Origin of the sequence: Chryseobacterium sp. RU37D, assembly GCF_900156075.1 — a bacterium.
In the GTDB taxonomy this organism is placed as follows: Bacteria; Bacteroidota; Bacteroidia; order Flavobacteriales; family Weeksellaceae; genus Chryseobacterium.
On the sequence record NZ_FTMM01000014.1, the window covers coordinates 46533 to 68000 of the forward strand.

Here is a 21468-nt window from a genome sequence, read left to right on the forward strand (position 1 = left end):
GTCAATTGTTTCCATCGGAAGTATTCTTGTTCCTCTTTCTATAAAAATAATATCCAATTCCGATAACCAGGAAAAGTGGCCAGAGTGGGAGAATGAAAAGGAAAATCGAGGTGATCACATTCCAGCCGGAAGATATGGCAGCAAAGGATTTTTCTCCAAAAGTTTTAAAGTTATCAGTTTTCGTGAGGTTTTCATCTTTTCCATATAATGTGATGTCGACTTCACACATCGTGTTCTGTACAAAGTCTTGTCCGGAAAGCTCAATGCTTTTGTTTTCTACTTTACCGAGATTATAGCTTAAATCTTCCATCAGATAATCAAATTTTTGAATTGGAACCTTTACTTTTAGGTAAGTTATTTTATTATCATTGTTGTTTAATGAAATATTTTCACTTCTTATAAAGCCGTCATATTTGGAGACTTCCTGCTTTACAATTTCTTTTGCGGTTTCAGTGTCTTCTACGGTAAGTTCCAGTATTCCTGCTTTTAGTAATTTGTTTTTTTGGATATTCAGTTCACAATTTTCTTTTTTTGGCTGTTCTTTGTAAACAACTTTCGTTTCTCTGATGACTTTCGGAGTGGAAATATTTACAACAATTTTTTCTTTTTTTTTCGCAGAATCTTTCTTTTCTGTTTTGGTTTCAAGCTTTACTGATGAAATTTTTTCAGATAAAGAATCTACAATTTTTGAAGTGCTTTCAATCTTGTCTTTTACTTCATTTTTTGTGTCTTCAAATTCTTTGATTTTTACATTGGCAGAATCTAGGGCAGCATTTGCTTTATCGTGTACTTCTGTAATTTTTGCAGAAGCTGCAGAAACTGTGCTATCGGCAGTGTTTATGGCATTTTCCAATTGATTTGCTGCGGTTTCCCCTTTTTTACACATGATAAACGTGCTTGATATAGCAATGAGTAGGATGAATTTTTTCATAACGTTTAATTGTTTCAATAAGGTAAAGTTATGAGGGAAGTTTTTGTAAATATTGTAAAAGAAGTGTATTCCTATGGTAAATTCTACTGTATTTAAAATCAATGCGTTAAATTTGTTTTACAAAAGTTTTACAAAAAAAAGACATTGTTTTTTACGAGTATGAAGCTCTTTTTAAATTATGGATTATTTTTTTCTATTTTAAAATTAAATTATGGTTATTTTTCGTTAAAATTAAAATAATAATTTATAAAATATAATAATAATGAAATAAATCATAATTGATTGACTTTCATAAATTTGTGTTATAATAATTTTTATATTTGTTGAAAGTATTATAATTTTCAGATCTTATTTTTAAATTAACATATAAACCATATAAACATTATAAATTATGATTATTAAAAAACTACTTTATTTAGGGATACTTATCTTCTTCTTTTCTTTAGGAAAAGGGCAGGATTTTTTTTCATCTATGAATGAGAGATCTATTAAAGCAGATCCTAAAAACCGAACAGTACAACCCGAAAAGTTTCTTACCTACAGGCTGGATGTGGCCGGAATAAAAAATTACCTTAATTCGGTTCCGGAACTGGGGGATAATGATCGTAAGGATAATGCACCCATGATTGTTTTACCAATGCCCGATGGGACGAAAGCGAAATTCAGAATCTGGAAATCTTCGGTGATGGCTCCGGAGCTGGCTCAGAAGTTCCCGCAGCTTGTTACTTTGACGGGCCAGGGAGTTGATGATAAATATGCCACTATAAAACTGGATTTTACGGAGCTGGGTTTTCATGCTCAGATTAAATCTGTTATCACAGGTGATTTATACATTGATCCTTATGCGAAAAATGACATTAATAATTACATCATTTATAAAAAAAATGATTTAATTAACAAAAATCCGAGAATATGCGCAACAAAAGATGATGAGCAGCTTCTGCTGGAAAAAAAAAACATGTCAAAAACAGTAACACCAAGCGTAGGAAATCAAATTAGAATTTTCCGCTTTGTAGTAGCATGTACAGGCGAATATGCGCAGGCTGCAACAGGATTATCTTCACCTACTGTGGCTCAAACCTTATCCGCTATCGTAACATCTGTAAATAGAGTAAATGGAGTGTATGAGCAGGAAATTGCTGTAAGGCTTATTTTAGTATCTAATGAAAACTCTGTTGTTTTCACCAATCCTTCTACAGATCCCTTCAATGGAAATGATGATGCATATACATTAATTGATGAAAGTCAAACCGTAATTGATGGGATAATCGGATCAGCCAATTACGATGTAGGTCATACTTTCAGTACAGGCGGTGGCGGATTGGCCGGCCTTGGAGTTATCTGTGACGATTCTGGTAAGGCAAGCGGTATTACCGGCTCACCGAATCCTGTGGGCGATCCTTATGATATTGATTATGTTGCTCATGAAGTAGGGCATCAGTTTGGCGGACCGCATACTTTTAATGCAACCACAGGCAGTTGCGGAGGTGGAAATCGTGACGGATCTCATGCTGTAGAGCCAGGAAGCGGAATTACAATCATGGCTTATGCAGGTATTTGCGGAACAACAAACAATTTGGCTTCTAATAGTATTCCTATTTTTCATACCAACTCGTTTCAATCAATTACTCAGACTGTTCAGTCAACAACATGTCAAGTTACGAACCCTGTTGCCAATACGGCCCCAATTGTAAATGCAGGAAGTGATTATACAATACCAAAGAGTACACCTTTTAAACTAACTGGTTCTGCAACTGATGCTCAGGGTAATGCACTTACTTATTGCTGGGAACAGAATGATATAGGCCCCGCAGGAAATTGGAATGTGCCCACTGGAAATGCTCCTCTTTTCAGATCATTTTTACCTGTAACCGATCCTTACAGATATTTCCCGAAAATTACAGATGTTATCAATAATACTACCACTAAAGGAGAGGTTTTGCCTTCTTATGCAAGATCCATGGAATTCAGGCTGACTGTGAGGGATAACAATGCGGGCTGCGCGGGAGTAGCAAATGATGATGCTAAAATTACTGTTGATGGTAATTCAGGGCCGTTTACGGTAACAGCACCTGCCTCAGCGGTAAGCTGGACGGGAAATTCTACCCAAACGATAACATGGAATGTGGCTAATACAACCGCAGCACCTGTAAGCTGTGCGAATGTAAGCATTTTACTTTCAACAGACGGTGGGCTTACGTATCCGACTACAATTTTAGCTTCTACTCCAAACGACGGCTCAGAGGTTATTACTATTCCGAATATGAATACAACTCAGGCAAGGATTATGGTTGCGGGAGTAGGAAATGTATTCTATAATATCAACCCGGTTAATTTTACCATTACTCAGGTACTTGCCACTAATGAAGTTGATGGAAATAAAGATGTATTTGTAGTATATCCTAATCCGGGTAAAGACGTTCTGAATATTAGATTTATTAATCAAAATGATAAATACGATATTACTATATATGATGCAAGCGGAAAGCTGGTATTTAGCAAGACAAACAATACATTAAACCATAATAAGATTGAGACTTTTAATTTATCTCAATTAATTAAAGGAGATTATATGATTAGTATCAAATCTAGAAATATCAATAAGACGGTAAAATGGATTAAAGAATAAATAATGTTTAAATAAATTGATATAAAATAAAACCGTTCAATAAGCTGAACGGTTTTATTTATTATATTTTATCAAATTTAATTTTGATTAAACTCACTAATAAAATGCAGCTTCACATTCGGGAATTTTTCCTGCGTCATGTGTATGGTGAAGGAAGAATCTGCAAGGAAAACCAACTGGTTATATTTATCTCTTGCTAAGAATCTTTGCTTTAATCTCGCAAATTCTTTAAACTCTTCTGATTTTTCATCCGCTTCAACCCAACAGGCCTTGTGCATGGAAAGTGGCTCGTAAGTACATTTTGCACCATATTCATGCTCCAGACGATACTGGATAACTTCATACTGAAGCGCACCCACCGTTCCGATGATTTTTCTACCGTTCATTTCAAGCGTAAACAGTTGGGCAACACCTTCATCCATCAGCTGATCAATACCTTTTGCCAATTGTTTTGCCTTCAACGGATCGTTGTTGTTGATATATCTGAAATGCTCAGGAGAGAAGCTCGGAATCCCTTTGAAACTCAATTTTTCCCCGCCCGTCAGCGTGTCACCAATTCTAAAGCTTCCCGTATCATGGAGACCTACAATATCACCAGGGAAACTTTCATCCACCACTTCTTTTTTATCTGCAAAAAAGGCATTCGGAGAAGAGAATTTCATTTTCTTGCCTTCTCTTACCAATAAATAATTTTCATTTCTTTTAAACGTTCCGGAAACAATTTTTACAAAAGCCAGACGGTCTCTGTGCTTCGGATCCATATTGGCGTGGATCTTGAAGACAAATCCTGTAAAATTGTTCTCTTCAGGTTTTACAAGACGAGTATCACTTTCTTTCGGTTGTGGCATCGGCGCAATGTCGATGAAGGCATCCAGTAATTCACGAACCCCAAAATTATTCAAAGCCGAACCGAAGAAAACAGGTTGTAGATCACCTTTCATATAATCTTCACGATTAAACCCGGGGTAAACAGATTGAACTAAATCTAATTCTTCTCTTAAAGTAGTAGCGGCCTTTTCACCGATAACTTCATCAATAGATGTGTCATTAATATCATCAAACTTAATAGAATCTCCAACTTTTTGTTTTTTCTCTTCCAGGAATAACTGAATGTTGTTTTCCCAAATGTTGTAAATCCCCTGAAAGTCACTTCCCATACCAATTGGCAAAGAAAGCGGAACTACTGTTAATCCTAATTTCTGCTCAACTTCATCCAGCAAATCAAAAGCATCTTTACCTTCACGATCAAGCTTATTAATGAAAACCAGCATCGGAATATTTCGCATCCTGCAAACCTGAACCAGCTTTTCAGTCTGTTCCTCAACCCCTTTTGCAACGTCGATCACAACGATTACGGAATCTACGGCTGTTAAAGTTCTGTAGGTGTCTTCTGCGAAATCCTTATGGCCGGGAGTATCCAAAATGTTGATCTTGTGGTCTCTGTATTCAAAAGCCAGTACGGAGGTTGCCACGGAGATTCCTCTCTGTCTTTCAATTTCCATGAAGTCGGAGGTGGCTCCTTTTTTTATTTTGTTGGATTTTACTGCACCTGCTTCCTGAATTGCACCCCCGAAAAGCAGTAGCTTTTCCGTCAACGTGGTTTTTCCGGCATCGGGGTGAGAGATAATCCCGAAGGTTTTTCTTTTTTCTATTTCTTTGATTAAGTCTGACATATCGTATTTTGAAGTTGCAAAAATCGGGAATTTTAATGGAAATTAAAAATGAAATTGTGGGGTTGAAAATTTACCTTTAAAGATACTTCAACTTTGTTCAGGATGGTAACATTAATATTAGCTATTAAAATCTGCAGAATAATTGTCATTTTCATAATTTTCACAAATTTCAAATTCACAATTCAAAACCATTTATTGATCTTTTTTAATTCAAAAAAATTATCTTTGTTTTTAAATAAAAATCATCGGTATATATGGAAAACAGCAGGTACCCAAAATTTACATTCACATGGGCCGGCGGGCTTGTGTTATTGGCGGGATTAGTTGCAGGAGGTATGCTTGTTTCATTCTTTAACGTTTTCTGGATGTTTATTTTTAAAGAAAATCTGCAGTACAGAGATTGGTTTTTTATGCTTTCCAATGCGGTGTCATTTCTTTCTGCGATTGCTTTTTTTGATTTTTTTATTGTGAGAAGAACAACAGGCAAAAAACTGAATTTCAATTTTTCACCTACTAACTTTTATACTTATCTGCTGGTTTTTCCTTTAATGATCGGAATGATGTTCATTGCAGAATTCATTACTGCTCAAATTCCCACAACAGGGCCTTTTTTCGGGAAATATTATGAGTTTTTCAACAGGCTGATGGAGCAGCTTACAGATGATCCGGTTATTATGATTATTACTGCGGTGATTTGTGCACCGATTTTTGAAGAAATTATTTTTAGGGGAATTATCCAGAAAGGATTGATGAATAAAGGCGTTGAACCCTATAAAGCCATTATTTTTGCTTCGGTTATTTTTGGCGTGGTTCATGCGAATCCGTGGCAATTTGTGGGAGCTGTTTTGTTAGGCTGTGTTTTAGGGCTGGTATATTATAAAACAAAATCTTTGCTTTTGCCAATGCTGCTTCATGGTTTTAATAATTTGTGTTCATCACTATTAATGATATACACAAAAAACGAAAGTTTTGCAGATTGTTTTAAGATTCCGGAATGGGTAATATTAATCATGGGAGTGATACTTTTTTCGTTATTTTATTACTTGTTTGTAAAGAAAAATAAAGTATATTATCTGGAAATTTAGTTTAAACATTAATACCACGAATGATTTTCACAAATATTCACAAAACTGAATTATTTTCTTGTAAAAGACGGTGTTATTCGTGCAAAAATTAGTGATATTCGTATTTAAGAAAAATAAAATAAAAACGATATGGAATTACTGGTAGCGACTCACAACGTACATAAGAAAGAAGAAATTCAACAGATTTTAGGTAATGAATTTGTCGTAAAAAGCCTTACCGATTATGATATTCATGAAGAAATTCTAGAAGATGGAGATTCTTTCAATGCTAATGCTTTGATCAAGGCCAAATATTGCTTTGAAAAAACAGGGATCCCAAGCTTGGGAGATGACAGCGGCCTGGTTGTGGAGTCTCTGGACGGCAGGCCCGGGGTTTTTTCTGCGCGTTACGCAGGGGATCATGATTTTGCAAAAAATATAGAAAGAGTTTTGAGTGAAATGGAAGGTACAGAAAACAGGAAAGCTTATTTCATCACGGTTTTATGCTATTATGACGAAAACAGAGCAAAATATTTTGACGGGAAGGTCCACGGAAATTTATTAACCGAAAATAAAGGCTTCAAAGGATTTGGGTACGATCCGATTTTTGTTCCAGAAGGCTATGATATGACTTTTGCACAAATGGAACCGGAAGATAAAAACAAGATCAGCCACAGGAAGCAGGCGCTGGATTTATTTCTGGATTTTCTGAAAGTCAAAGAATAGTTTTTGGGTTCAGGCTAAGTCTAAGATCTAAGTTGAGGTTGAGGTTCGGGATAAAGAAGAAGTTGTATTTATATTTTAAGTTGTATTTACCATAATTTTAATCTCAGCCTAAACTTTAATCTTAACCGAAATCCGTACATTTGTGACCATAATAAACTATCGATTTGAGTACTTATTTAACGATATTGGGCTTTAATTCAGCAATTCCTACGGTTAATTCTTCTCCTACCGCTCAGTTTCTGGAAATGGAAGAAAGGGCTTTCCTGATCGATTGCGGGGAAGGCACCCAGGTTCAGTTGAGAAAGGCAAAAGCAAAATTCTCAAAAATTAATCATATATTTATTTCACATCTTCACGGTGATCATTGTTTTGGTTTACCCGGGCTGATCGCGTCTTTCAGGCTGTTAGGTAGAGATATGCCGCTGCATGTGTATGGGCCAAAAGGAATTAAGAATATGCTGGAAACGATCTTTACCATTACAGAAACCCATCGTGGTTTTGATGTGGTTTATCATGAGCTGGATAAGAATTATTCTGAAAAAATTTATGAAGATAACAGGGTAGAAGTATATACTATTCCTTTGAATCACAGGATTTACTGTAATGGCTATTTATTTAAAGAAAAACCAAAAGAAAGACACCTGAATATGATGGAAATTGCAAAGTATGGTGAAATAGAAACCTGTGATTACCATAATATAAAGGCAGGAAAAGATTTTGTTTTGAATGATGGATATGTTCTTAAAAATGAAATTCTTACACTTGATCCGACTCCGTCGGTTTCTTATGCATTCTGCAGTGATACAAGATATCTTGAAAGTGTGATTCCTATTATAAAAAATGTGACGGTTCTGTATCATGAATCGACATTTTTGCATGATTTGAAAGATATGGCAGATTATACTGGGCACACAACCGCTCTGGAAGCGGCTACAATTGCTCAGAAAGCTCAGGTTGGTAAGTTGATTTTAGGACATTTTTCCAATAGATATGCTGATTTGACGGTGTTTACCGATGAGGCAAGAGCAATTTTTCCTAACACTTTTTTACCTAAGGCCTTGGAGCCGGTGAAATTTTAAACCTATGTTGAAGTTTGAAGAATTAAAAATCTTCTTGGATGAAAAGGCAGATCAATACAATGATCCGGGATTTATAGAAAATGACCCGATCCAGATTCCGCACCGGTTTTCTTTGAAGCAAGATATTGAGATTGCGGGATTTTTGGTGGCAACAATTTCTTGGGGAAACCGAAAGGCTATCATAAAGTCAGCAGAAAAAATGCTTGATATGATGGGGAATTCTCCGTATGATTTTGTTTTAAATTATTCTGAAAAAGATTTGAAGGAAATTCAGGATAAAAGTATCCACAGAACGTTTAATGGAGAAGATTTTACATATTTTATCAAACAATTTAATAGAATTTATATTGAAAGTGAAAGCTTGGAAAATCTATTTAAAGTAAATGATTCGGAAATCAATTTTTCTCACGCCATAGAACGTTTCAGAAGCAATTTTTTAGGAACGGAAAAACACAGAAGCCATAAGCATGTGAGCTCACCCTACAAAAATTCTTCTACCAAAAGAATAATGATGTTCCTGCGCTGGATGGTGCGTAAAGACAAGCGTGGTGTAGATTTTGGTATCTGGAAAAATACAGATCAGAAATATCTTTCGATACCGCTGGATGTGCATACAGGAAATATTTCCAGAAAGCTGGGATTGATTGAAAGAGACCAAAATGACTGGAAAGCTGTTGAAGAACTGGACTTGGTCATTAGAAAATTTGATGACAGAGACCCCGCAAAATATGATTTTGCCTTGTTTGGATTGGGAATTACAAAAGAATTACTATAAAACAAAACACAATGAAAAAGGACATCGAAAAATCAGAAACTTTAGAAAAAATTGCTAACGGAATTACCTGGTGGATTGGTTCTATACCGTCACTTATAGCGCATACTTTATTTTTTATCGTTTCGTTTTTGCTTCCCCTGCTTCATCTGGTGGAGTTTGACAAAATGCTACTGATCCTTACTACTGTTGTATCTCTCGAGGCTATTTATTTAGCTATTTTTATCCAGATGTCGGTGAACAAAAGCCACGAGAAAATTGAAGATATCCAGGAGGATATCGAAGAAATCAGTGAAGATATTGAGGATATTCAGGAAGATATCGAGGAAATCAGTGAAGATATTGAGGAGATCAACGAAGATATTGAAGACATCCAGGAGGATATAGAAGAGATCAACGAGGAAGAAGACGATGAAGATCACAGCGAACGCGCAAAAAATGTGATGCTGAAAAGTAATGTGAGCTCAAATAAAAATGAAATTAAAGCTTTAAAGGATAAGATTGAGGAGCTTCAAAACAAAATAGATGAGCTTAGAAAAGAATAATTTTAATTGATTTTGTTTTATTTATTGAATTATATTAAAAAAAATAAAAATAACTGATAACTTTATCAGTTATTTTTTTATTGTATAGGTATAGTTTCTGTATTTTGTTGATGATTAAAAATAAATTGAAGATTGATATGAATTTCTTTAATTATATTCAAATTTTATTCAAAAAATAGTATTTTTGGATAAACAATTATAAAATGTTAAAATATAGATTGAAAAATTACTTTAAGATTAGTTTTATTCTCTTTTTCCTTTTTGGCATTCTTACTTCTGCGCAAAAAAACAGACCGCCAGCAAAGAAAAATATTCCTGCTAACGCGAAGGCAGGTGATTATATTGATGTCAACGTACCCCCTTATCCTCAAAGCAATTTTACAGCAGCTCAATTAGTAAGCGATGTGCTTGTAGGCAATTCCGGTGGGTGTAGTGCACCCAATATTTCCAATGTGATTGTTACACCCAATCAGCCTGTCACAAATAATAATAGGTTCTGGGGATATTTTAATAAAGGAACATCAACCTTTCCATTTCAGGAAGGAATTGTTTTAACAACTGGCTTTGCCAGAAAAGCAGGGAATACTGCTGAAGGAGGGGTTCTAAGTGACGGAAATGGTGGAGGAAGCGATCCTGACCTTATTGCAGCAATTGGTGTAACAACACAAATCAGTAATGCGGCAATTTTAGAATTTGACTTTGTTCCTAACAGTACGCTAATGAAGTTTAACTATATTTTTGCTTCCGAAGAGTATACGGGTAACTTTCCTTGTCCTCCTTTTCAGTATGATGATGCTTTCGCTTTATTGTTAAAGCCTAATACACCAGGGGCTCCTTATGTAAATTTGGCAGTTTTGCCGGGTGGTGCAGGACCTGTTTCTGTACCTAATATTCTGCCTGCCAGCTTCGCTTGTGGTCCTATTAATGCTCAGTATTTTGGTTCTTTGGCACCTAATGCTACTAATTATAACGGAACCACCGCAGTACTTACTGCTCAGGCTAACGTTATTCCGGGACAATCTTATCATATAAAAATGGTTGTTGCCGATGCGCGTGACAGTAGCTATGGTTCTGCTGTTTTTCTGCAAGCCGGATCTTTCGATATCGGGATGTCAATTGTTGATGGTAACGGAAACCCCATCACCAATGCGAATATGTGTGATAATACACCTCAGATTTTAAAAGCGCAGGTCGCTACAGTTCCGGGAATGACTTTCCAATGGTATAAAAATGATGTTGCCATTCCGGGAGCCACAAATGCTACCTATACAGCCACATCACCGGGGGTATATACAGTAAGAACCTTTGTAGGAGGGACACAATGTCAGAATGCAAGCTGTACCATTGTGGGCGGAACAACCCCTCCGGCGCAGAATGCTACCTTAAAGCTTTGTACAACGCCTTCAGTTTCTACATTTAATTTAAATGATGCAACTCCAATGATAACCAGTTCTACAACAGCTATTGTTCGTTATTATATCAACCAGGCGGATGCTATTGCACAGAATGCAGCATATATTAATCCGACGTTATTGGGAAGTTACAATGGGACTGACGGACAGGTTCTATATGTTGTGGTTTCAAACGGAGCTTTCTGTAGCAAACTGGTTACTTTAACGCTGAAAAAAGAAGCAACACCTGTAGCACAGCTTACTGCTACAAAAGTAAAAATATGTGCAGGAGAATCTACGACGCTTACTGCTTCAAACGGGGTTACTTACGAATGGGTAGGAATGTCCGGAACAGGAAATACACAGGTTGTTTCCCCTACACAGACGACTACGTACTCAGTGTATGCTATCGGAGCTCAAGGCTGTAAATCTCTGCAGCCGGCATCTGTTACCGTAGAAGTTGTACCGGCAATTACTTCAAACCTTTCAGGAGGAATGATCTGTGAAGGAGATGTTATCACTTTAGATGCAGGAACGGGACCGAATTACCATTATACCTGGAATACAGGTGATCTTACACAGACGATTAGTGTGGGAACTCCGGGAACCTATTCAGTAACTATTAATAACGGCGTTTGTACAAAAGTATTTACTACACAGGTTATTCAGGCAGTTATTCCAGAAATTATCAATGTAGATTACAGCGAAAATGGAACAATGATTCTTACAGCAAGTAATCCAAGCAACGGAGCTTTGGAATATTCTATCGACAACGGTGTTACATGGCAAAATTCAAATATTTTTACGAATGTTCCTAGAAATATTGTAGTTTCTATCAGAGTAAGAGTGAAGCGTACAAGTTGTATTGGCTTCCTAGAATATTTCACATTCGTAATGCAAAATGTCATTACACCGAACGGAGATAATATCAATGATATGATTGACCTGAGAGGAGTTCTTAAGTATAAAGATTTCAAAGCTTCCATCTTCGACCGTTACGGAAGAGAGGTCTATAAAGCCAGTAACCTACAGCCTTATTGGGACGGATATTTCCAGGGAAAACGCCTTCCTACAGCATCTTACTGGTATCAGGTAAGTTTTGAAGATCCGGCAAGTAAGAAACCTGCAGTAAAAACAGGCTGGATTTTATTAAAAAATATTGAATAAATATCTAAACATAATATGAAGAAAGACCAACAATTTGTTGGTCTTTTTTGGTTTTTAAGGTAAAAAAAATTGATATTTTACGATATTTCAGATTGTAATAGTGATAATGTAATTTCATCTGAATTGAATTTCAATCAAAAAAAATAGTATTTTTGTTTAAAATAATATAAAATGTTAAATAGGAGGATAAGACATTTATTTTTGACTTTATTTTTAGTTCTTGCGGGAAGCTTTATTTTTGCTCAGGAAAGGGGGAAAGGTATCGTCAAAAAAGCTACGGCTCAGAGCATGAAAGCAGGTGCTTTTATCGATGTAAATGCTGCCGGTTATCCGGAATCAAATTACAGTATTACACAATTGGTAAAAGAAGTGCTTATCAGCGGTGGTTCCACATGTTCTGCAGCCAATGTAAGTAACGTTGTGGTTTCTCCTAATTTACCACCGACGGATCAGAACAGAAGCTGGGGATACTTTAATAAAGCAACCACCAACTTTCCCTTTGCCAAAGGTATTGTCCTTACCACAGGATATGCAAGAAAAGCAGGAAATACATTTCAGGGTACTTTAAGTGACGGCCTTCCTGTACAAGGAGATGCTGACCTTGCTGCGGCACTTGGATTGCCTAATGCCCAGCTGAAAGACGCATCCTATATCGAATTTGATTTTGTACCGGCCTCTACTAAGGTTTCCTTCAGATATTTATTTGCTTCAAAAGAATATCAGCAGGATTATCCCTGCTCAATCAGTGACGGTTTTGCATTATTATTAAAAAAAGTAGGCGATCCTAACTATACAAATCTTGCTGTTTTACCATCGGGCCAGCCTGTAAGTGTTACTAATATCCACCCTGCGATATCCACCCCGGGTGGTTCAGGGTGTCCTGCCGTAAACCAGTCTTTCTTCGACGGCTACAATACATCCAATATAGAAACTAATTATGATGGACGTGTTATTCCTCTTACGGCGGAAGCAACAGTAATTCCGGGACAGACGTATCATTTCAAAATGGTATTGGCAGATTATCAGGATTCAAACTTTGATTCTGCTGTTTTCCTTGAAGCCGGATCTTTTGATATTGGTGTTAAAATCCTTGATCCTGCAGGAGCGACTCTTCCTCCATCTATTAACGTTTGTGATAATGTACCTCAGACTTTTACAGCCTCAGTTCAGGGTGGTGGAGCTACCTATGTATGGCTTTTAAATAATACACCTATTCCGGGAGCAACCAATGCATCATATACGGCAACACAACCGGGAACTTATACCGTTCAGGTATTCCTTCCGGGGAACACTTGTCCGGGAACTGCTACTGTCACGATTGTGGGAGGTACTTCACCTACGGTTCAGAATTCTACCCTCACGGCTTGCTATACCCAGGGTAATGCAATATTTAATTTAACATCGGCACAGGGAGCAATAAGTACGACTCCGGGTGCTACTTTTTCATATTATATTAATCAGTCAGACGCACTGGCCGGAAATGCCAATACAATTTCCAATACTACGGCTTTCCCAAGTCCGGGGCAAACGATTTATGTCTTAGTAAAAAACGGATTCTGTTCAAAAGTAGCTGAGCTGCAATTGATAAAAGCTCCGCAAATGACAGCTACAATTGCTCCTCCGGCTGTTTTAACGTGCGCCAATTCACAAACTACGCTTGATGCCTCAACTTCTGTTTATCCCACAGGATCTACATTCAGCTGGACTACTTCAAACGGAAATATTGTTTCCGGAGCTAATACCCTAAATCCTGTAATAAACTCAGCGGGGACTTATATTTTAACAATATCAAATACTTATCAGCCTGGAAATTTAACTTGTACTGCAACAGCCAATGTTACCGTAACAGGTGACAGTGCTCCGCCTACAACCGGCCTTACAGCAAGTAAAGTATTGATCTGTGCAGGAGAATCAGTGGTATTAACAGCTTCTGGAGGTACAACTTACAATTGGGTAGGCTTATCGGGAACTGGAAATACACAGACCGTTTCACCAACTGCCACTACTACATACACAGTAACTGCAGTAGGAGTAAACGGATGTGTTTCTGCAAATCCTGCGATGATTACGATTCAGGTTAATCAGCCATTTACAGCTCAGAACGCAACTTTATTTAAGTGTTATCAGGATGGAGGAATTAATTATGATCTAACAGAAGCTCAACCTCAAATTACTTCTGCAACTGGGGTTACTTTTGCATATTATATTAATCTTTCAGATGCCAATGCAGGAAATACAAATACTATTGCCAATCCGGCTTCTTTCAATAGTGCAGGAGGGCAGACCATTTATGTTCTGGTATCAAATGGAGGATGTAGATATGTTGTTAATCTTCAGTTATTGGCAACGCCACAAACTATATTAACTATCGCTGCGCCACAACAGATTACCTGTACAACGACTCAGATTACTCTGAATGCTTCTGCTTCTGTAATCCCTGCAGGATCTACAATTGCATGGACTACATCTGGAGGCGGAAATATTGTTTCCGGAGCTAATACTTTAAATCCGGTAGTAAATGCAGGTGGAGTATATACCTTAACAGTTTCAAATGTTAATCAGCCAGGAAATCTTACCTGTACCTATACAGCTAATGTTACGGTAACTCAAAATACAACACTTCCTGTGGCAACAGTGACGTCTACCGTGTTTCAGATCTGTCCGGGAGAATCTGTGACATTAACGGCTTCGGGTGGGGCTACTTACAACTGGGTAGGCTTACCGGGAACAGGAAATACGCAAGTGGTTTCTCCGGCGGTTACTACAACATACACGGTTTTTGCGGTAGGAGCAAACGGTTGTGTTTCTACAAACCCTGCTACCATTACAATCGTTGTAGGTCCGCCGGTGGCAGTTTTAAGCGCTTCAAAATCTAAAATCTGTGCAGGAGAATCTGTGACATTAACAGCTTCAGGAGGTGTTACTTATGAATGGGTAGGCCTTCCTGGAAACGGAAATACCCAGGTGGTTTCCCCAACTGCGACTACTATTTACTGCGTTTTTGCCCTGGGTGGAAACGGGTGTAAAGTAGCTACCCCGACTTGTATTACCATTCAAGTGGTTCCTGCAATAGTTTCCACATTACAGGATGTATATGTTTGTGCCGGAGATTTCGGAACATTAGATGCCGGGGCTGGGCCTAACTATACTTATCTTTGGAATACAGGTGCAACTACTCAGACGATTTCTGTAAATACACCGGGAACTTATTCGGTAACAATCAGTAACGGAGTTTGTTCCAAAGTATTTACAGCCCAGCTGATCAATCCTACATTACCACAGTTTACTAATATTGTATACGAAAATCATGTATTGACACTCACTGCTACTAATCCTACGGGTGGAACTCTTGAATATTCCATAGATGCAGGATTTACATGGCAGAATTCAAATATTTTCTATAATGTTTTGGATAATACAAGCTACAATTTGATGGTAAGAGTGAAAGATGCAAAATGCGGTACTTCACTGGAATACTTCACTTTTGTGATCAGTAATGCCATTACACCAAATTCTGATGGTAAAAATGATAGTGTAGATTTTTCAGGAATCAGCAAGTATAATAATTTTGCGGCTTCAATCTTCGATAGATATGGGCAGGAGGTATTTAAGGCAACTAAAACAGATACGGTTTGGCATGGAACTATAAGAGGAAGTATTAATCTTCCTACAGCCACATATTGGTATCATGTACAGTGGGAAAATCCTGCAAGTAAAAAACTTGAGCTGCGAAGCGGATGGATTTTGCTGAAAAACAGGAATTAGAAATTTATATTAGATATTTTGTTTTTTAATAAAAAGTTAAATATAGTATGTGATATATTTAAAAAAAAATTAAATTTGTTGAAAAAAAATTCTTATGAAGAGATATCTACTATTGTTCTCCTTATTTATGACCTCCTCGTCTAGTCTCTTTTATTCGCAAGTACTTACTCCAAGAAAACTTCAAAATGAAAAAGCTTCCGCTCCGACAATGAAAGCAGGGGCTTTTATTGATGTGAATGCAACTGGGTATGCGGCTTCGAGTTATGATCCTCTACAGTTGGTTAAAGACGTATTAATTTCATCCGGAACCAATTCTTGCGTTACCCCAAACGTATCGAATGTTCAGGTAAGTCCAAGCTTACCAGCAAGTAATAATAACAGATCCTGGGGATATTTTCACAAGGCGACTACCAACTTTCCCTTTAAAGATGGAATTGTACTTTCTACAGGTTATGTAAGAAGATCTGGGAATAGCTTCGAAAGTACTACCTTAGGTGATATTTTACCGACCGGGAGTGATCCAGATCTTGTAGCAGCTACCAATCCCTCAGCAACCCTTAATGATGCTGTTATTTTGGAATTCGATTTTGTACCGACTTCCAGCCAGGTAAAATTCAACTATCTCTTTGCTTCCGAAGAATATACAGGTACCTTTCCATGTAGCTTTGGTGATTCATTTGCTTTATTGCTGAAACCTACTGCAGGCGGACCTTACATAAATATGGCGATTGTGCCGACTCCTGGTACAGGTCCAGTAAGTATTACCAATATCCATCCCCAAAATAGTTTTTCGGGAACTAATATGGGGTGTGGTGCACCAAATGTAGCTTTTTTTGGTGGATATAACACATCTAATATTGAAACAAATTATAATGGCAGAACTGTCCCAATGAAGGCTACTGCTACAGTAATTCCAGGCCAGTCTTATCACTTTAAAATGGTTTTAGCTGATGCCATAGATAGAAGCTTTGACTCTGCGGTATTCTTAGAGGGGGGATCTTTTAACATAGGTGTTGAATTGTTAGATCCTTCAGGAGTCACTTTGCCGGAAGAAATCAATGTTTGTGACAATGTACCTCAGGTAATTACAGCTTCTGTAAGTGACCCTAATATGACTTATCAATGGTTTTATAACGGAGTTGCCGTACAGGGTGCTACAACACCTACGATTACTGCAACACAGCCGGGTAACTATGAGATTCAGGTAACTTTTCCTGGAAATCCTTGTCCAGGTAAAGCCAATATTAAAATTAACGGCGGAACAACACCGACGGCGGTAGATGCCTCATTGCTGCTTTGTACAACTACGGATGTTACATGGTTTGATCTCACGAATGCAATGCCTTCGATCAGTACAACTCCGGGCGCTGTTTTCCATTTTTATGAAAATCAAGCTGATGCACTAGCTCAGAATAATAATTATATTACAGATGTTTTACATTATAATGGAAATGACGGGCAAATCCTGTATGTGGTAGTTTCCAACGGAGGATTCTGTAGCAAAATGATTGAATTAAAACTATTAAAAGAAGCTACTCCTACAGCTCAGGTAGTTGCATCAAAAATTAAAGTTTGTCCGGGTGAAACCGTAAACCTTACTGCAACAGGTGGTGCTACCTATGAATGGGCAAACTTTCCGGGAACAGGAAACACACAATCTGCTACTGTTTACAATACCACTACATTCTCAGTATATGCTTTAGGTCCGAAAGGATGTAAGTCTTTACAGCCTGCTAAAATTCTTGTAGAAGTGGTTCCTGAGCTTACTTCTCCGCTTGCCGATGTAGAAATGTGCCAGGGAGACAGAATTACCCTTGATGCAGGTGCAGGTCCGAACTACACGTATCAGTGGAGTACAGGTGAAGTTACCCAAAAAATCAATGTAGATCAGTTGGGAATATATACGGTAACGATCAAAAACGGATATTGTGAGAAAACATTTACAGCACACGTTTTAGCGGCAGCTTCTCCTTTTGTTACCAATATTGATTATAGTAATAATACGCTTACAGTTACAGCAGAGGTTCCAATGATTAATAATATTCCACAGACAGTTGAATATTCTATCGACGGAGGTATTTCCTGGCAGCCATCAAATGTTTTCACAGGTCTTCAGAATAATACAACTTACCATATTCAGGTAAGAACGGTGGGAACACATTGCGTTGGAGCTTTGGAATTCTTTACACTGCATATCTCAAACATCATTACGCCAAATCAGGATGGTATCAATGATACATTAGATCTTACTGCTTTAGGTGATTTCAAAAACTTTACGGGATCTATCTATGACAGATACGGAGCAGAAATGTTCAGATTCTCAAAACAGAATCCTATCTGGAACGGAACCGTAGGAGGTAAGAGACTGCCGACTGCGACATATTGGTATAAATTCAACTTCCAGTATCCGAAGTCAAAGGCAAACATGAGCCAGTCCGGATGGATCATGCTTAAAAACAGAGAATAAATTATAATCGATAATGCAAACAAAAGCCCTTCAAAATTAATTGAAGGGTTTTTTTGTATAGTGTTTATTGATAGGCTGTATTAATAAAACTCTTTTTTATCAATAGGAGTGGGCTTTAGCCCGCTTAAATAGTAAATTCTCCGAATTGGCTTTAGCCAAAATTTGAAATAATATTTAAGTATTGGTGAAATCTGTATTTAAGAAACATTATCCTTCCACAATTGTGTGAAAGAAATAAAATCCGCCACGCTCAATTCTTCTGCTCTTTTATCCATGAATTCATGAGTTTTTAAAACTTCAGGAATATTCAGAATTTTTAAAGCGTTTGATAATTTTTTTCTTCTTTGATTAAAGCCGGCCTTTACTATTTGCTTAAATAAAACCTCATTTCCTGTCAAGCCCTCCTTAGAATTTCTTGTCAGCCGGATAACCCCGGATTTTACTTTCGGAGGTGGGTTGAAGACATTTTCATGAACCGTAAATAAATACGAAGTGTCATAATAGGCCTGCACAAGCACGGATAAAATTCCGTAGTCCTTTGTTCTCGGGACTGCAGCTATTCTTTCAGCAACTTCTTTTTGAAACATACCCACCATTTCCGGGATCAGCTCATAATGATCCACGATCTGGAATAAGATCTGCGAGGAAATATTATAAGGGAAATTCCCTATTACTGCAATCTGTCCGCCTTTTGTAAATTCAAAATCCTGTTTCAGAAAATCACCCACAAAAGTTTCTTCTGTTACTTTAGAATAATTATTTTTTAAGTATTCAATGGATTCCTGATCAATTTCTGCAAGGTAGATGTACTGGTCTTTTTCCAGGAGATATTTGGTAAGCACTCCCATTCCGGGGCCTACTTCCATTACATTTTTATATCCCTCAAAACTAAGACCTTCAACAATTTTTCTTGCGATATTTTCATCTGTCAGAAAGTGCTGACCAAGATGCTTTTTTGCTTTTACACTCAATGTTTTTTATGATTTTATTAACAGTGATTTTCTCTTTTTCGTTCCCAAATTTCGGAAGTTTTTTTCTATTTTAGCCAAAAATTTTAATATTAATGGCTAAATCTGTAGATGAGTTTAATAAGAAAAGGCTTAGGTCTAGCAATATTACAGTAGTAATAAGTATTGCCTTAGTGTTATTTTTGTTAGGATTAATGGGGCTTATTTTAATCAATGCTCAAAAATATTCTGACTATATCAAAGAACAGCTTGTAGTGAATGCTTACTTTGACGAAAATTATAATGTTAAAGATTCTGTAAAAATTGCAAAGATGGAAGCTGAGGTTTTTAAAGAAATACAGGCATTGGCACCCGTAAAAAAAGCCACCTATATTACCAGGGAAATGGCGGCTAAGGAAGCTAAAAAAAGTATGGGAATTGATGCAGACGCTCTTTTTGAAGAAAATATTTTTCCATCATCTGTAGAAATCGCCCTGAAACCCGAATATGTAGATCCTGCAAAGATTAATGAAGCAATTAAGGCTATCAAAGCTGTTCCTGGAGTTATCGATGTGAAGAACGACAGTACTTTAATGGTTGATGTTTATAATAATTTGAGCCGAATTCTTAAATGGATTTTAGGTTTTTCTATATTATTTTTAATATTAGCAGTTGTTTTAATTAATAATTCAATCCGTTTGAAAATATTTTCAAAAAGATTTATTATTAAGACCATGCAGCTAGTTGGTGCAAAAAGAAGGTTTATCCTAAAACCTTTCATTGTAGAAGCTGTGATTTTGGGTGCAATCGGATCGATAATCGGTCTTGTAGTGCTGTTTGGCCTTTGGTATTACTTTACAAGCCAGATTGGATCTGCCTTTGTTCAGGATACTAACCAGTATTTCTGGCTGGTGCTATTGGTGCTGGGTGTAGGAATTTTTATTTCGGTTCTAAGCACGGTTTTTGCAACCTGGAGGTTCTTAAGATCAAACGTTGACGATTTATATTACTCTTAAAAAATGAGCAAAAAAACAAATAAATTTTCCGCAGACAGCTTTGGGAAACAAACACCTGAAGTGCCACAGGAAAACACTTTTTATTTTGGAAAGCAAAACTTTAAATGGATGCTGATCGGGTTTGCATGTATTGTAACAGGCTTCCTTTTAATGATGGGACCTGATGCCAATACAATCGACGGAAAATTTGATCCAAATTCATGGAATGACGGAATTTTTTCCATTCGCAGAATCAGAATTGCACCATTATTTGTAGTGGTAGGTTTTGCCATTGAAGCATATGCAATCTTAAAAAGAAAATAGAAAATAAATTTTAATTTAAAGATTTAAAGATTAAAAAATTAAAAAAATTAGATCACCTTAAATCATCCAATGATTTTATGAGTGGGCAATAATCTTTTAATTTTTTAATCTTTAAATCTTTTAATATTAATGCATTATGGATTTAATCAAAGCAATTATCATTGCTATTATCGAAGGATTAACAGAATATCTTCCTATCTCTTCAACGGCTCATATGGGATTCACGGCCAGTCTGATGGGGCTTCCGGAAGATGAATTTTTAAAAATGTTCCAGGTTTCCATTCAGTTTGGGGCTATTCTTTCTGTCGTAGTGGCCTATTGGAAAAAATTTTTTGATTTAAAAAATTTGCAGTTTTATTTTAAACTTGCTTTTGCAGTAGTTCCGGCTTTGGTTTTAGGATATTTATTTGATGATAAAATTGAAGCGGTTTTAGGTAATCAGATTGCCATTTCATCAGTGCTGGTCTTGGGTGGAGTAGTGTTGTTGTTTGCAGATAAATGGTTTAAAAATCCTAAAATTGACAATGAAAAGGGGATTAGTGTAAGAAATGCGATCACGATAGGTTTCTGGCAGTGTTTGGCTATGATGCCCGGTACAAGCCGTAGTGCGGCATCCATTATCGGAGGGATGGCACAAGGATTAACGAGAAAAGCAGCTGCAGAATTTTCTTTTTTTCTGGCGGTTCCTACCATGCTGGCGGTGACGGTATATTCTGTTTTTGTAAAAACATGGGGGAAGGAAACTCCAAATCCTCAAAAAGGTTACGAAATGATCATGTCATCTCAGGATCACATCACAATTTTCATTTTGGGAAATGTTGTGGCATTTATTGTTGCATTGATCGCTATTAAAGCATTCATCGGTGTTTTGAATAAATATGGATTTAAACCTTGGGGCTGGTACCGTATTTTCGTTGGAGTGGCTTTGTTGATTTATTTTTACTTTTTTAAATAAGCAGGTTAAAGAATTACTTATTATCCCATTCTCATTAT

At 36.9% G+C, this 21468-nt stretch carries 15 protein-coding genes; 12 read left to right on the forward strand and 3 right to left on the reverse strand.

Translation table 11 applies throughout. From position 1 onward, the window contains the following. Position 1: 1 nt before the first annotated feature. Positions 2–931 (reverse strand): DUF4349 domain-containing protein, encoded by a 930-nt coding sequence (locus BW926_RS08600; RefSeq protein WP_076446204.1) that lies wholly within the window; start codon positions 929–931, stop codon positions 2–4. 391 nt (positions 932–1322) lie between these two features. Here BW926_RS08600 and BW926_RS08605 point away from each other — a divergent pair, with 391 nt between their 5' ends. After that, complete coding sequence (locus BW926_RS08605) at positions 1323–3560, forward strand: reprolysin-like metallopeptidase (RefSeq protein ID WP_076446206.1); 2238 nt, start codon at positions 1323–1325, stop codon at positions 3558–3560. Between the two features lie 77 nt (positions 3561–3637). Here BW926_RS08605 and BW926_RS08610 read toward each other — a convergent pair whose 3' ends face one another. After that, the gene (locus tag BW926_RS08610) at positions 3638–5233 is read right to left on the reverse strand and encodes a peptide chain release factor 3 (protein ID WP_076446208.1); all 1596 of its coding nucleotides are present in this window, start codon (positions 5231–5233) and stop codon (positions 3638–3640) included. Positions 5234–5487: 254 nt separating this feature from the next. On the opposite strand from BW926_RS08610, the gene BW926_RS08615 reads away from it, so the two are divergent. The 8 genes from BW926_RS08615 to BW926_RS08650 all read left to right on the forward strand — a co-directional run bounded on the left by BW926_RS08615 (position 5488) and on the right by BW926_RS08650 (position 18209). Then, a complete protein-coding gene (locus tag BW926_RS08615; protein ID WP_076446210.1) occupies positions 5488–6318 on the forward strand; it encodes a CPBP family intramembrane glutamic endopeptidase in 831 nt (276 codons plus the stop codon). A 129-nt stretch (positions 6319–6447) separates the two neighbouring features. Continuing rightward, on the forward strand, positions 6448–7023 hold the full coding sequence (rdgB, locus tag BW926_RS08620) for an RdgB/HAM1 family non-canonical purine NTP pyrophosphatase (protein ID WP_076446212.1): 576 nt from the start codon (positions 6448–6450) through the stop codon (positions 7021–7023). Positions 7024–7187: 164 nt separating this feature from the next. Continuing rightward, positions 7188–8102 (forward strand): ribonuclease Z, encoded by a 915-nt coding sequence (locus BW926_RS08625; RefSeq protein WP_076446215.1) that lies wholly within the window; start codon positions 7188–7190, stop codon positions 8100–8102. A 4-nt stretch (positions 8103–8106) separates the two neighbouring features. After that, a complete protein-coding gene (locus BW926_RS08630; RefSeq protein ID WP_076446218.1) occupies positions 8107–8877 on the forward strand; it encodes a TIGR02757 family protein in 771 nt (256 codons plus the stop codon). An 11-nt stretch (positions 8878–8888) separates the two neighbouring features. Then, entirely contained in the window at positions 8889–9419 is a 531-nt protein-coding gene (locus BW926_RS08635) for a DUF1003 domain-containing protein (protein WP_076446220.1), read from the forward strand. Positions 9420–9622: 203 nt separating this feature from the next. After that, a complete protein-coding gene (locus tag BW926_RS08640) occupies positions 9623–11977 on the forward strand; it encodes a choice-of-anchor L domain-containing protein (RefSeq protein ID WP_076446222.1) in 2355 nt (784 codons plus the stop codon). A 201-nt stretch (positions 11978–12178) separates the two neighbouring features. Continuing rightward, entirely contained in the window at positions 12179–15742 is a 3564-nt protein-coding gene (locus BW926_RS08645) for a choice-of-anchor L domain-containing protein (protein ID WP_228403423.1), read from the forward strand. A gap of 94 nt (positions 15743–15836) precedes the next feature. Beyond that, entirely contained in the window at positions 15837–18209 is a 2373-nt protein-coding gene (locus tag BW926_RS08650) for a choice-of-anchor L domain-containing protein (RefSeq protein ID WP_076446226.1), read from the forward strand. A 197-nt stretch (positions 18210–18406) separates the two neighbouring features. Here the strand turns inward: BW926_RS08650 and rsmA are convergent, their stop codons facing one another. Continuing rightward, positions 18407–19180, reverse strand: coding sequence for a 16S rRNA (adenine(1518)-N(6)/adenine(1519)-N(6))-dimethyltransferase RsmA (gene rsmA / locus BW926_RS08655; protein WP_076446228.1), 774 nt, complete (start codon positions 19178–19180; stop codon positions 18407–18409). Positions 19181–19272: 92 nt separating this feature from the next. On the opposite strand from rsmA, the gene BW926_RS08660 reads away from it, so the two are divergent. The 3 genes from BW926_RS08660 (at position 19273) to BW926_RS08670 (ending at position 21430) form a co-directional block, all read left to right on the forward strand. Next, the gene (locus tag BW926_RS08660; RefSeq protein ID WP_076446230.1) at positions 19273–20172 is read left to right on the forward strand and encodes a cell division protein FtsX; all 900 of its coding nucleotides are present in this window, start codon (positions 19273–19275) and stop codon (positions 20170–20172) included. Between the two features lie 3 nt (positions 20173–20175). Then, a complete protein-coding gene (locus BW926_RS08665) occupies positions 20176–20475 on the forward strand; it encodes a DUF3098 domain-containing protein (protein WP_083672289.1) in 300 nt (99 codons plus the stop codon). Positions 20476–20611: 136 nt separating this feature from the next. After that, positions 20612–21430 (forward strand): undecaprenyl-diphosphate phosphatase, encoded by an 819-nt coding sequence (locus BW926_RS08670; protein ID WP_076446233.1) that lies wholly within the window; start codon positions 20612–20614, stop codon positions 21428–21430. Positions 21431–21468 lie beyond the last annotated feature (38 nt).